The 12,565-nt window shown below is 67.4% G+C and carries 10 protein-coding genes; 7 read left to right on the top strand and 3 right to left on the bottom strand.

Going from position 1 to position 12,565, the window contains the following annotated elements; genetic code table 11:
• The first annotated feature begins 98 nt into the window (after positions 1–98).
• Together GC203_RS10815 and GC203_RS10810 are read left to right on the top strand one after the other, a co-directional pair.
• Positions 99–362, top strand: a complete 264-nt coding sequence (locus GC203_RS10815; RefSeq protein WP_293454143.1) for a helix-turn-helix transcriptional regulator — start codon at positions 99–101, stop codon at positions 360–362.
• 20 nt (positions 363–382) lie between these two features.
• Entirely contained in the window at positions 383–595 is a 213-nt protein-coding gene (locus GC203_RS10810) for a hypothetical protein (protein ID WP_293454141.1), read from the top strand.
• A 33-nt stretch (positions 596–628) separates the two neighbouring features.
• Here the strand turns inward: GC203_RS10810 and GC203_RS10805 are convergent, their stop codons facing one another.
• Positions 629–871, bottom strand: coding sequence for a hypothetical protein (locus GC203_RS10805; protein WP_293454138.1), 243 nt, complete (start codon positions 869–871; stop codon positions 629–631).
• A gap of 131 nt (positions 872–1,002) precedes the next feature.
• On the opposite strand from GC203_RS10805, the gene GC203_RS10800 reads away from it, so the two are divergent.
• Together GC203_RS10800 and GC203_RS10795 are read left to right on the top strand one after the other, a co-directional pair.
• The gene (locus GC203_RS10800) at positions 1,003–1,719 is read left to right on the top strand and encodes a YfbU family protein (protein ID WP_293454136.1); all 717 of its coding nucleotides are present in this window, start codon (positions 1,003–1,005) and stop codon (positions 1,717–1,719) included.
• A 37-nt stretch (positions 1,720–1,756) separates the two neighbouring features.
• On the top strand, positions 1,757–2,839 hold the full coding sequence (locus GC203_RS10795) for a hypothetical protein (protein WP_293454134.1): 1,083 nt from the start codon (positions 1,757–1,759) through the stop codon (positions 2,837–2,839).
• A gap of 75 nt (positions 2,840–2,914) precedes the next feature.
• On the opposite strand, the gene GC203_RS10790 is transcribed toward GC203_RS10795, so the two are convergent.
• Complete coding sequence (locus tag GC203_RS10790) at positions 2,915–3,838, bottom strand: nucleotidyl transferase AbiEii/AbiGii toxin family protein (RefSeq protein ID WP_293454132.1); 924 nt, start codon at positions 3,836–3,838, stop codon at positions 2,915–2,917.
• Positions 3,835–4,449 (bottom strand): type IV toxin-antitoxin system AbiEi family antitoxin domain-containing protein, encoded by a 615-nt coding sequence (locus GC203_RS10785; RefSeq protein ID WP_293454130.1) that lies wholly within the window; start codon positions 4,447–4,449, stop codon positions 3,835–3,837. Before GC203_RS10785 ends, GC203_RS10790 begins: the two co-directional genes overlap by 4 nt.
• A 90-nt stretch (positions 4,450–4,539) precedes the next feature.
• Here GC203_RS10785 and GC203_RS10780 point away from each other — a divergent pair, with 90 nt between their 5' ends.
• The 3 genes from GC203_RS10780 (at position 4,540) to GC203_RS10770 (ending at position 12,502) form a co-directional block, all read left to right on the top strand.
• Entirely contained in the window at positions 4,540–8,604 is a 4,065-nt protein-coding gene (locus GC203_RS10780; RefSeq protein ID WP_293454128.1) for a helix-turn-helix transcriptional regulator, read from the top strand.
• A gap of 160 nt (positions 8,605–8,764) precedes the next feature.
• Positions 8,765–10,051, top strand: a complete 1,287-nt coding sequence (locus GC203_RS10775; RefSeq protein WP_293454125.1) for a DUF4238 domain-containing protein — start codon at positions 8,765–8,767, stop codon at positions 10,049–10,051.
• A gap of 465 nt (positions 10,052–10,516) precedes the next feature.
• The gene (locus GC203_RS10770) at positions 10,517–12,502 is read left to right on the top strand and encodes a ParB/RepB/Spo0J family partition protein (protein ID WP_293454122.1); all 1,986 of its coding nucleotides are present in this window, start codon (positions 10,517–10,519) and stop codon (positions 12,500–12,502) included.
• Positions 12,503–12,565: the final 63 nt, after the last annotated feature.

The raw sequence follows: 12,565 nt of genomic DNA, 5'->3' as shown, positions 1-12,565 counted from the left end.
GTTCGTGCACCTCGCGCTTGAGCCGGCGCACGATCCTGTCTTAATCTGTAGTCTAAAGACCGTGGTTTCATTGCCTACGGAAGTGTCCCCGTTCTTGGATGAAGGGGCGCACGCTTCTGGCTTGGAATCTTAGGGCAATACGCACCGCCAAGTCGCTCTCGCAAGAGCGATTGGCCGCGGATGCGAACGTCGATCGCGCCTGGGTGAGCGAACTTGAACGGGAACAGGGCAACACCTCCGTCGACCTACTTGACCGCTTGGCTGACGCCCTCGGCGTGCCGATCGCCGCGCTCTTCGCCGAACCCGACGCGGGCGCCGACAAGCCGCAGCCTCTACGCAGTGGACGCCGCCCCCGATCTTGACCTCGGCCGCGGAGGCTAGGTTGGAGCGGGCCCTCGTCGCCGCGCATGGCAAGATGGTGGCGCTCGTTGCGAGCGTCCTGCACGCGGCAGGCGTCACGACCACCGACGAGTTCGCGCGTCTCCTGAGAGTGTTCGCCGATACCGTGGGAGAGACAGACGCGCAGGAGGCCGAGATCCTCACCCTATGGTCCGAGACTGTCGCTGCCCTGCTACCTGAGCAACGGCCGCACTAGGGCTGGAGAAACGCTGGCCAACTCGGCTCGGGGTTAGTGCGTCATCCGCACTTTGATGCGCCCGGCGGTTTCCCGCAGCACCCGCGCTTCGTGCGCAAAGCCCATCAGGTCGCAGTTCTTCGCGGCCGCCAGGGCGCGATCGTGGACCTCCGCAAGCGTCGCGCCCGGAAAGGCTGAGATGAAGATGTCCGTTGCAGCCTCGAAGTCGACGGCTCGGCGTTGGTTCGTCTCGTTTTCGGACCGCATCGGCAACTCCAGGTTTCGGAGCTCTACCATACTCAATCTCCGCGTCAGGTGAAAATCCGACGCGGATGAGACCCCCATGGCTCGCTCACGGGAGGGGCATTGACATGTCCGTCGAACTATCGTCTGTACCGTACAAATGTACGTAATATCCGGAGTGGCTGATGCCCCCAAAATCTGAGCGGTTTGAGCTGAGGCTGGAGCAGGACACACTCGATCGAGTGGACGCGTGGCGTCGGGAACAGGGCGATTTGCCGTCCAGGGCCGAGGCAATCCGCAGGCTCGTCGAAACGGGCCTCAATGCCGCGACCTCTTCCCGGCGCCTCGACATCTCGAATGTTGAGAAGTTGATGCTCTACCTGCTCTGCGACATCCACGAGAAGGTGGAGGCCGACCGTGAGCTCGACCCGAAGCTGATCCGCCGCGCGCTCCTCTACGGGCACACCTGGGGCCTCGAGATGGAGTACGGCAATTTCTTCCCGACGGTCGGCGACAACCGGGACATCAAGTCCGAGGTCGTCGACATGCTCGACATGTTCAACTTCGTCGAGGCAGCCGTGGATCGTCTGGGCGATGAGGATCGGAAGCGGCTGGAAGCCGCCGTCGGACATCTAGACCTCGCGCGCTTCACGGGCTTCGACGGCAACCACGAGATCGAGCATGCCAGTGTGATGTCGTTCCTGGTGGAAGACATGGGGCGCTTCTCGCGCTTCAAGGACCGGGCGCATCTCAACTCGCACTCGGAAAGTCTGACGCGATACCGGCGCATGCTCGCGGCGTTCGAGCCGATCCGCCCACGGCTTGCAGGCCGCGAACTGAACCTCAGCGAACTTATCGAGATCATCGAGGCGCGCCGCCTTCGTTCGTCGGTCGACGCATGAGCAGGGCGTTCGAAGACGTCGATCGGGCCAACGTCGCGTGACAATCAAGGACACCGCAGGCCTCATCCGCCGCGACGACTACTACCAGCACATCGACATGGGGTTCTTGAACCGGCGACTGTGCCTGTCGGCGCTACCGCCCGAGGTCCGGGAGGTCTACTTCCACGACGCCCGGCCCGGCACGGATCACCTGACCGTACTTGGAAACGACCACCTGTTGGTGACGATCCTGCTCGACCTCTGCGACGTGTTGGAAGCTCCCACGCTGCTCGAGGCGCTTTCCCGCGGGAAACCGCGCCAGCTGTTCCGCAGCATCGAGCAGCTCGCGCCCTGTCCGGAAATCTACGAGGCGAAACGGGTCAGCCACGCCGTGCTGCTCGATGTGGACTTCGGCAAGCCGGTCGAGATCGCCTATCACACCGAGCATGTGGTGAGCGCGACCGGCCGAATGACGCTCTCCGAGGGCGCTCGTCGCGGCTATGTGGAGGCCATGGTCGGTCTGCTGCACGATCGCGGCGACCGGTACGAGATCGAGCCGCTCGTCATTGGCGCTCCCAGTCTGGATCATCCTCGCAACAGGCGCGGTGGTGACGCGCTCATGTGGATGGGCCGGGACTATGGCGAGATCCTGCCGGAGGATATCGATCAGTTCTCCGAGATGGCGAACGCTGATGTGGAAGACGCCGAGACGTGGATGCGGGTCATGGCGCGCGTGCCCGAGGCGGCCGTGAAAGACGCCTTCACCAAGTTGCTCGCGGAGCCCTCCAGGAAGGATTGGGGCGGCGAACCCAACGACCATTTTTCCGCCAGCGTCAGCGTGGCGGGCCGGCGCAAGACGGCGGCGTTTCTGCTGAAGGGGCCCGCGAAGTTTCGCGAGATGACGCTCGACATGTGCGGCGCGCGCGCCGATCAGATCTATCGGCTCACCAACTCCGGCGCCGACATCTCTGTCGTGCAGCACGCCCACCTAATTGGGGAGGCCGTGCGGGCGACCCTTAGGGCAATGACCGTCTATCCGGGACGGCCGCGCCGCTTCTGCGTCATCGATGGCCAAGCCACCTATCGCATCCTCAAGGCCTATGGCCTGCTGCCGCCCGCGGATGAGGCGTTCGGCAGCTAACGCGGCGAGTGATCGCTTTTTCAGCTTGGGTGGCGTTGGCGTCGGGCGACCAGCCCTAGCGAGATCCGCTCGACCCTAGCGCCACGCGCTGGCGTCTGGGTCCCATCGGCCGGTGACGCCTTCCGGCTGCGCAAGGCCAGCAATGACCGGCCCAAAGAAGCGGCGGAGCTCCTCCTGCAAGGCGGGGAAGGCTGGCGGCTCGAGCGTCGGTGGATTGCGGCGCAGGAAGCCGGTCCACAGTCCTCGCTCATCGGCGATCGCGGCGAACGCTTCGGTCAAACCCACCGGCATGTCGGTGGGTATCGCCGTCTCCCGCCGCCGCAGCGTTCCGCCCACCGCCTCGATGACCGTGGAAAGGTCAAAGGGGAAGGTGCGCGTGGTGACCCAGATGTCGTGGAAGTCCTTGATCCGACCGTTCGCTTCTCCGAAGCGGATCATCGCTTCGAATTTCTCCGCGACGACGGTCTCGGGCGGGTACATCAGGATGTTCGCCTGCGGCAGGTCGGGCAGCAGACCCGGGAAGGCGCTGCGCGTGGGCGGCGGATAGACGTGATCGCCGAAGCCGATGTCGACCAGCACCCGGATCTCGGCGCCGTCGAGTCGGCCGACCAGGCTGATGCGGGCGCCTTGGTACTTGTCGGCTTCGCGGACGGGTTCGACCTTCAGCGTGGCCGGGTCGAAGACGATGCCGTCCTCCGGAACCGGCACTTGGCAGATGCGCGCGAAAAGCTCGGTGATGGCGGAAGGGTCGGGATTGCCTTCCCCCAACAGATCGAGGTCGCCGGTTGGGCGGAACACGTGTTCGGGCCAGGTGACGAACAGCATGGCGCCCTTGAGGACATAGCGGTCGGCCGCCTCGGTCTGACTGAGCCGGAAATGCAGGCGCTCGATGGCATAGCGGGTCAGGATCCGCTGGAAGTTGTCGCTGTGTTGCTTGGCGTGCAGGAGCAGCTTGGCCCGGACCGACGCGGCCGGATTCTTGAGAATCTTCGCGGTCATTGCATGGCCTTGATGAACGGCTCCATCCGGCTGGCGACCCGGTCGATCGCGGCATACTTCATGAGCTCGCTCGGGGTCGTTTTCCTCTGCCGCAGAGCGTCGCGCAGGGCTTCGATCGCGACGTCCTCACCGACGTGGCGGCGGTGCTTGAAGCAGTCTGCGATCGTCTTGGCCACGCCGTAGATGGGCACCTCCACGCCCTCCACCTGCACATGCTCGACGCCCGCCGTCAGCGCTTCGCCGGTCGCGCGGACAATTTCGAGCCCGACACCGGCGGGGCTCGGCGTCCGCGCCTTGTGCGGGATGGTCATCCAGACAGCGTGGGGAAGTTGGGTGGTCAGCTCGTGTTGGCGTAGCGCGCTGACAAGGCTGACCACGCCGTTCGGGACGAGGCGAGCGGCTTCGGCCAGATCATGGGCGATGTCCACGCCGACGCCCTCGGGGTTCTGGTAGAGGCCCCGCGCGAGCCGCGCGAGGTCGCCGGCATCGGTCAGGCGCTTGAGATAGACCAGCGGGATGCCGGCGGCCTTGAAGTCCCGCGCGCGCGCGATCCCTCGGGCCCGGGTCAGGCTCAGGGCGCGTTCGCGATGATTCATATGACGCTGGGCCATGATGTTACATAATGTCGGCAGAAAATATCGATTTGTCTACGAAAGAGAACAGTTGGGATTTCTTCACTGAGGTCATATATTTCCTATGACATGACCAAGTCCAGCCCGCCTGCCGAACTCACGCCCAAGCATGTCCGGGCGGCCCGCGCCCTGCTCGCATGGTCGCAGCAGGATCTCGCCAAGGCGGCCCGCGTCGGCACCTCCACCATCGCCGACTTCGAGCGCGGCTCGCGCACGCCCGTAGCCAACAACGCTCAGGCCATCCGCACCGCCCTGGAGGACGCAGGCATCACCTTCCTGCCAACCGGGGCCGTCATCGGCCCGGCCGTGCCGCCGATCGTCGGCGCCGAAGTTTCAGGCGTCCCCGTCCGCTGGGTCAGCGCGCAAGACCTGTCGGATTGGGCCGACCGCACCGATGGCCCGGTCAGCCTTCCCACGCTGCTGGCCAAGCTAGTGCAGGCGGCGCATGACCCCAGCATACAACTGCGCTTCCCGGCGGACGAGGGCGTTCGCCATCCTGGCTGGGACGGCGTCACGTCCGCGGTCACCGGCAACGCCTATGTCCCCAAGGGCCAGGCCGGCTGGGAGCTTGGGGTCCAGCGGCGCAATATCCAGCAGAAGGCGACGGAGGACTACGAGAAGCGAACAGCCGCGCCAGGGCCGCTCGATCCCGCCGAGTCCACCTATATCTTCGTCACCCTGCGCCACTGGCCCCAGAAGGACGTTTGGGCCGCGGCCCGCCAAGCCGAAGGCCCATGGCGCGAGGTCCGCGTCTATGACGCCGACGACCTGGTGCATTGGATCGAACAGCATCCGGCGGTGGGGCTCTGGATTGCCGCGCGCCTCGACAAGCGGCCGCCGGGGACCCGGGAGCTCGACGAGGTTTGGGAAGAGTGGTCGCTGGCCACCGAATGGCGGCTGACCGAAGATCTCGTGCTCGCCGATCGCAGCGAAGATTCGGCCGAGATCCTGCGCTGGCTGCGCGGCGAGCCGGCCGTCCTGTCGCTGCAGGCCACCACTACCGAGGAGGTGGCGGCGTTCTTCCACGCCACCCTGAGCGAACTGCCGGGCGACCTCGCGGCCGCCTACCGCGCCCGCACGATCGTGGTGACGACGGCGGAAGCCGCCCGAGCCCTCGCTAATGCGCCCCCGCCCCTGATCCTGCTGCTCAACGAGCCCGATCCGGGCCTTGCCCGCTCGCTGGCCAAGCACGGTCACTTCGTCCTCCAAGCCTATGACGAACGCCTCATCGGCCGCGGTGAGGTTCGCGCCCTGGCGCGCCCATCGCGAGAAGGCATCGCAAATGCCCTTCAAGCGTCCGGCATTGCCGAGCCGCGCGCAAAAGCGCTGGCCCGCGACAGCGCCCGCAACCTGGCCGTCCTGCGCCGCCTGATCCCAGGCGCACCCGGACGCCTACCGCGGTGGGCGGAGGGGACGCCGCCCAAGGCGCTCCTGGCGGCGCTGCTGGCAGGAGGCTGGGTCGAGACGTCGGAGGGCGACCGGGCGCGTCTGGCCGAACTTGCTGACCAACCCTACGACGCGATCATCGGCGACCTGGCGCCGCTTGTCGGCGCCTTCGACAGCCCGCTGCAGAAAGTCGGTCCCGCCTGGCGGATCTCCTCGCCGTCGGACGCCTGGGTCCTGCTGGCGCATCATCTTACGCCCGCCGACCTGGATCGCTTCGAAAGCGTCGCCCAGGCGGTCCTGGGCGCCGCCGACCCGCGCTTCGACATGGCCCCGGACGATCGCTGGATGGCGGACATCCACGGCGTGCGGCCCGACTATTCCGGCCTACTGCGGCATGGCGTCGGCCAGGTGCTGATCTTGCTGGCGCTTTGGGGCGACAAGATCCGCACCGTCGCGGACGCCCCGCGCCGCGCGGACGCCATCGTCGCACGGCTGCTCCGGGACGCCGATGCGCGGCGCTGGTGGTCGCTTTCCAATGATTTTCGGCTGCTCGCCGAAGCCTCCCCGGGGGCCTTCCTGAGCGCCATCGAAGACAGTCTCGACCAGAATGATCCACCGATCGGCGCCCTCTTCGGCCACGATGACGGTGGCGTTTTCGGCGCCGAGCACCTGTCCGACCTGATGTGGGCGCTGGAATCGCTGGCGTGGTCTCCCGACTGGATGCCGCGCGTGACCCACGTGCTGGCCCGCCTCGACGCGATCGACGTCAAGCCGCGCAAGTACGTCAACGGGCCGATGAACAGCCTGCGGGAGATTCACCTCCTCTGGATTCCCCAAACCTACGCCACCCAGGAGCAGCGAATCCGCGCGATCGACTTGATCCGCAAACACGAGCCCCGGACGGCGTGGAAGCTGATGCTCGGCGTCCTGCCGAGCGGTCACGACACGTCGAGCCCATCATCCATGCCGCGCTGGCGCGACTTCAGCGTCGACCGGCCTGAAGTCGTGACCTGGAACCTGATCGGCCGGGGCGCGGCCAAGATCAGCGAACGGCTCGTCGCGGATGTCGGCCTCGATGCGGCGCGGTGGGCGGCGCTGCTGGACCGGCTCGGCGACCTCTCGCCCGATCCGGAACCTGCGCTGGCGGCGCTCGAAGCAGCCGAGCCGAAGGTCACGGACGCCGCCGCCCGCACTGCGTTCTGGGATAAGCTCCGGCGCGTCCTGCATCATCACCGGCAGTTCCCGGACGTCGACTGGTCCCTTCCGGAGGAGGTGCTGAGCCGCCTGGAGGCGGTCTACGACCGGTTCGCGCCGACGGACCCGCTGGCGCGGGCGGCCTGGCTCTTCCAGGGCTCGGTCGCGCTGCCAAAGCCAAGCGACGAAGGCTGGCAGGCCGAGCAGCGCGACGTCGAGGTCGCGCGGCAGGCGGCGGCGCAAGCGCTCTATAAGGCCGGAGGCATTGCGGCCATCCTGAGCCTCGCGCGTCTCGCGGACAGTCCCGGTTACATCGGCAAGGCCCTCTACGACAGCGGGCTTGCGGCCACAGAGCTCGACGCCTTGATCGAGGCGGCGGCGCGCAGCGCCGACATCCATGAACGGGATGTCGCCCATGGCCTGATCATCTCGGTGTTCCGGGACCGCAAGGAGGCCTGGGCCGAGGCGCTGATAACGCAGGCGCTCGAGCAGGCCTGGGGCGATGACGCGCTCATGACCATCCTCCGCGCGCTGCCGACCAGCCGCTGGACCTGGGACCAAGTGGCCAAGATTGGCGGCGATACCCTGACCACCTACTGGCGCCGCGCTCCGGTTTTCTGGATGGATGAAGACGGCGGCGACATCTCCTATGCCATTCGCCAGCTCATCGACGTCGGCCGGGCGCGTCACGCCCTGGCGCTGGTCGGCCGCGGCGATAAGAACGACCGCCTGCCGACAGCGATGCTGGTCGAGGTGCTGGAGCAAGCCGCCCAGCAACCTCTGGAGAATCTGGAGGACGGCAACGAGGCCACCATGTTCCAGCACTACGTCGCCGAGACCCTGACCGAGCTCGACACGCGCGACGACGTCGATCGCAATGCGCTGGCGAGGCTGGAATGGAACTACCTTCGGGTGCTCGAACATTCGCGCCGTCCAGCGAGAGTGCTGCTGGCGACGCTTTCGGAGCAGCCGAGGCTCTTTATCGAAATGCTGAGCGCGGTGTTCAAACCCAGCGAGGACAGCGGGATCGAGGAACCCGAACCTGCCGATCCCGAGCAAGCCCGCGCCGTCGCTCACCAGGCCTACCGGCTGCTCGATCTGTGGAGCCATATCCCGGGGCGTCGTGACGACAACACTATCGACGGCGAGGTGCTGGAGTCCTGGATCAAGGAGGCGCGCGCCCTGGCCAAGGCGGTCGGCCGCGAGGACATCGCCGACAGCAAGATCGGCCAGATGCTCTCGGCGTCGCCCATAGGCGCGGACGGCGCTTGGCCTTCGGAAGCGGTGCGTGAGGCGCTCGACCTCTTCCGTAGCAAGCCCATGCTGGAGGGCTTCCGCATCGGCAAGGCCAACCGACGCGGCGTCACGACCCGCATGCCCGGAGACGGCGGCGAACTGGAACGGCGCGAGGCGGCGAAATACCGGGCGTGGGCCAAGGCGATCGCCTTTGAGCACCCCCATACGGCGAAGGCGCTGAACGAGCTGGCCGAGAGCTACGAGTGGGAGGCCAAGCGGCACGACGAGGATACCGAACGGCGCGACTGGCAGGCCTAGCGGCGCGTTGGGCGCGGCGCCCTGTCAGAAATTTGTACTCATATTTCTGACAGGGCCACGCCCGTGTCGGCCGACAAGGAGCCTGTGCCAGGCGGGCTCGCAAACACAACGTCCTCCTCCGGGTGGCTCAAGGACGGCCCTATGGAGATCTGCAGCGTCGATGGCGACACCACCCCAGAGACCCTCCCGCAACCATCATTTCAATCCGCGCTCGGTGCTGCGCCGGTTCAGCATCGACGGGCGGGGCAAGCAGGTCTGGGTCTATGACAAGACCACCGCCCGGCGGTTTAGCGCCGGCCTCGGCGGCGCCGGCTCCGCCAACGACTACAACACCCTCGTGCTGCCCGATGGCGAGATCCTGAACTTCGAGGACGCCTTCGGCGATATCGACGGCGTGTTCGCGCATACCGGCGACACACTGACGCGAAACCGGAGGGTCGCTGACCTCGACCCGGCCTTCCGGGCCCGGCTCGCGGATGGCGTCGTCGTCCAGTTCCTGCGCACGCCGATGGTCCGCAGCACGTTTCAGGCCCTCCCGCGCCAGCTGGCGGAACGGATCGCCGAAGTCGGACTAGAAACGCCCGCAGAGGACGAGTTCCCGACCGACAACGACGCCCGTCTTCAGAGCCTGAAGTTCCTCGCCGAGCGGGACGATCTGCGGGCCGCCCTGCTGGAGAAGGACATCATTCTCCTCGAACCCGCCGGCGACGCTCGATTCTGGACCTCCGACCATCCGGTTGTCCGCGTGAGCAACGCTCCGAATGGCGACACCGGCTTTCGCGCCATGGGCGTCCAGATCTATCTGCCGGTCGCCAGCGATCTGATGCTCGGCTTCCTTTGTCCCAGCCTGCGCCGGCAGCTGACCCACATTCCGCTGGAGTCGATGCGGGTCGACTCCGAACGTCTGGCGCCGCTGATCGCGTGGCGGAACGGACTTCTGAGCGGCCGGCCCGTGCCCGTCGACGACGCGACCGTTCAGAGTTTCAACCACTATCAGGTCGTGGACAGCCGACGGTTCCTCTACGCCACTCGCGACGACTTTGACCTGGCGGACGACATCCTTCGTCGCAACCCGTCGGTGCGCGCCGTCGAGAGCATGATCTCGATGGGCCGGATCGGTGAAGGCCTTGGCCCTTCCGGCACAGTTCCCGAGGGGAAATGGCTGGCCCTCTATGGCCGCGAGCGCACGCACCTAATACCCATGATCACCTGGGATCCCGCGGCGCGCGTCGCCGAGGTGGTGACCGATTTGCCCGCTTTGCTCGACGATGTCCTGGGGGATGCGCCTTTCAAATCGGCTGAGTTCTACGTCGATCGCCACGCCCTGCGCGTGATGAATGGCGGGATCGAGTTGATCGTCCTCGATCGCGGCCGGACCACGCGGTTCCAGGTGGTGCATTCCGATCCTTCGTTGCGGGCGCTTGATGAGCTGCTCGGCCGAAGCTGAGTGTGAGGGGAAGGCCTTCCCCTGCGGTCGAGCCTGACGTCTCGTCCGACCCCTTCGAGCGGGGAGATCCCCGCAACGCCCCCTCGGATTCGGAGAGCGGCCGGCGGGCGTGCTCGGTCCCGCCGCTGACGCGGCTCCTACGGGTCCGCCCCTTCGGGCGCTTCGCGCCAGCGGCCGCTCGACGGCGCGTCCCGCCGTGCAGCGCCTGGCGGCGCGCAGGCTCCTTGCAGCCTTCTCTTGAGCCGCGCTGTCGCGCGGCGGTGGCTTGGGGCTCCGCCCCCGGCGCGCTTCGGAGCGGCTTCCGCCCAGCTTCGGGCTGGGCAGGACCGGCAGGTTTGCAGGGCTTGAAAGCCCTGCAGCCGGTTCCCCGCGAAGCCGCCTCTCCGCTTGCACCCCCGGTCTCGCCGACGGGCAGGGCTGCAGGCGCGCCTTGCGCCTGCAAGCCATGCCCCAAGGAGCAGGACCATGACCGAACAAGCTCAGATCGTTCATCAGGACGGCGACGTCATCGACGTGCCGCTCAACAAGCTGAAGAAGTCGCCGCGCAACGCGCGGCGGACCCCGCATGCCGAAGCCGATATCGAGGCCCTGGCCGCCAGCATCGCGGTGAAGGGCGTCCTTCAGGTGCCGGTGGTGGAGCCGGAGACGGATACGGAGGGAGCGCCCACCGGCTGCTATTTCGTCACCATCGGCGAGGGACGGCGCCTCGCGCTGCTGCTGCGCGCCAAGCGTAAGGAGATCAAGAAGACCGCGCCGGTGCGTTGCGTGGTGGACCTGAACAACGACCCGCATGAGATCAGCCTCGACGAGAACCTCACGCGGACGGGCATGCACCCCGCCGACCAGTTCGAAGCCTTCCGGCGCCTCGCCGAGGAGCGCGGCTTCTCCGCCGAGGAGATCGGCGCCCGGTTCGGCGTCTCGGCGAACGTGGTGCGCCAGCGGCTTCGCCTCGGCGCCATCAATCCGGCCCTGATGGACCTCTACCGGGCGGGCGAACTCAACCTCGACCAGATGATGGCCTTCGCGGTCAGCGAGGACCATGCACGGCAGGCCCAGGTGTTGGAGCAGTTGGGCCCGCATCGCCCACCCTACCTGATCCGCCGCGCCATGACCGAGGCCAAGGTGTCGGCCACCGACCGGCGTGCGGTCTTCATCGGCGCCGAGGCCTATGGCGAGGCGGGCGGGACCATCCTCCGTGACCTCTTCACCGAGGACGGCGGCGGCTGGTTCGAGGACGTGGGCCTGCTGGACCGGCTGGTCGCCGAGAAGCTGGCCGGGATCGCCGAGGAGGTTCGGTCGAAGGAAGGCTGGAAGTGGGCCGAACCCCATATCGACTTCCCGCGCGCACTGGGGCTCGCCCGCGTCTATCCGCATCCCGTGGAGCGCTCGGAAGAGGACAAGGCGAAGATCGACGCCTTGTCGGACGAGTATGACGCGCTGGTCAGCGAGTGGGATACGGTCGAGGACCTTCCGCCCGAGGTTGAGGCGCGGTTCCAAGAGATCGACGCGGCGCTTGACGCCTTCGGCGACGGCACGGCCTACGATCCCGACGAGATCCCGCGCGGCGGGGTGTTCGTGATCCTCGGCCAGGACGGCGTGGCCCGCATCGAGCGCGGCCTGATCCGGCCCGAGGACCTGCCGCCGCCTGAACCCGAAGCGGACGCTGAGTCCGACGCGAGCGACGACTCTGCGGATGGCGCGGCGGGCGAACGCGGCGCGGAAGCCGAGGAGCCGGAGGAGGACTCGGGCGCGCCGCTTTCGGAACGCCTTGTGCTGGACCTGACGGCCCACCGCACCCTGGCGCTGCGCGACGCCTTGGCGGGAAACGCGACGGTGGCGCTCTCAGCAGTGGTCCACGCCCTTGCGCTATCCGCCTTCTACCCAGCGTACGAGCGGCCCACCTGCCTGGAGATCAAGGGCGTGTCGGCCTACCTCGACGGCCACGCGCCGGGCATCGGCGACACCCGCGCCGGACGCAGCGTCGCTGAGCGGCATGCGGCCTGGGCGAGCCGGGTCCCGAAGGAGGCCGACGCGCTCTGGGCTTTTGTGCAGGACCTCTCGGTCACGGACTTGCTGGACCTCCTGGCGCATTGCGCGAGCCTGACGGTCAACGCCGTCCGGGCGCCTTTCGACCGCAAGCCGGGCGCCTGGGCGCACGCGGACCGGCTGGCCGAGGCGGTGGACCTCGACATGACTGGCTACTGGACGCCTACCGTGACGAGCTACCTGGGCCGCGTCACCAAGGGCCGGATCGCCGAGGCGGTGCGGGAGGCCGCGTCGGAGGAGGCGGCCGAGCGGATCGGCGGCTTGAAGAAGCCGGATATGGCGAGCGAGGCCGAAGCGTTGCTGGCCGGGACGGGCTGGCTGCCCAGCCTTCTGCGAAAGCCGGAGCCGGTTGAGCGCGAGAGAAGCCAGGCGGACGCATCGAACCTTACCGAGGAAGCCGCTTGAAGCCGGAGCCGCCTCGGCGGCGTTGACCGGTGACGACCTGGGGCCGCGTGCCGGTGAGGCGCG

Origin of the sequence: Phenylobacterium sp. (genome assembly GCF_016124325.1) — a bacterium.
Classification (GTDB): domain Bacteria; phylum Pseudomonadota; class Alphaproteobacteria; order Caulobacterales; family Caulobacteraceae; genus Phenylobacterium.
Note: the sequence above shows the minus strand (reverse complement) of the source record. Positions and strands in the feature narration are given on the sequence as shown.

Excerpts from the sequence above, each read along its gene's own strand:
- GC203_RS10815 (WP_293454143.1), top strand. The coding sequence starts at position 99 with ATGAAGGGGCGCACGCTTCTGGCTTGGAATCTTAGGGCAATACGCACC.
- GC203_RS10805 (WP_293454138.1), bottom strand. The coding sequence starts at position 871 with ATGGTAGAGCTCCGAAACCTGGAGTTGCCGATGCGGTCCGAAAACGAG.
- GC203_RS10800 (WP_293454136.1), top strand. The coding sequence starts at position 1,003 with ATGCCCCCAAAATCTGAGCGGTTTGAGCTGAGGCTGGAGCAGGACACA.
- GC203_RS10790 (WP_293454132.1), bottom strand. The coding sequence starts at position 3,838 with ATGACCGCGAAGATTCTCAAGAATCCGGCCGCGTCGGTCCGGGCCAAG.
- GC203_RS10785 (WP_293454130.1), bottom strand. The coding sequence starts at position 4,449 with ATGGCCCAGCGTCATATGAATCATCGCGAACGCGCCCTGAGCCTGACC.
- GC203_RS10780 (WP_293454128.1), top strand. The coding sequence starts at position 4,540 with ATGACCAAGTCCAGCCCGCCTGCCGAACTCACGCCCAAGCATGTCCGG.
- GC203_RS10775 (WP_293454125.1), top strand. The coding sequence starts at position 8,765 with ATGGCGACACCACCCCAGAGACCCTCCCGCAACCATCATTTCAATCCG.
- GC203_RS10770 (WP_293454122.1), top strand. The coding sequence starts at position 10,517 with ATGACCGAACAAGCTCAGATCGTTCATCAGGACGGCGACGTCATCGAC.